Raw genomic sequence first — 244 nt, 5'->3', positions numbered from 1 at the left:
CGATCACAGCCGGATCACGGGAACCAAGCCACTCGAGGACGCCATCGTGGAGGGCCGGGTGCGGAACATCGACCTCCTCCGCATCCATACCGGCCAAAACGATGACGAGCCGCTGGAGTACGCGCATTCGTACATCGGATTCGGTCTCAGTCCCGTGGTTGCGACGGAGCTTGAAAAGGGCAGTAAAGGTGCCTTGAAGGAAATGGTGACGGTCATCAAGACCTTCTCCAAGTTCAAGCCGTTC

General features: G+C 58.2%; 1 protein-coding gene. It reads left to right on the top strand.

Annotation, left to right across the window (positions count from 1 at the left end; translation table 11 throughout):
* The coding region (locus tag SCA31_RS25110) for a hypothetical protein (protein ID WP_410699657.1) at positions 1-244 on the top strand (244 nt) is incomplete at both ends.

The sequence above is a fragment of the Chryseobacterium sp. SIMBA_028 genome (assembly GCF_046535285.1).
Lineage (GTDB): Bacteria > Bacteroidota > Bacteroidia > Flavobacteriales > Weeksellaceae > Chryseobacterium.
This window is presented reverse-complemented; position numbering and strand designations above follow the sequence as displayed.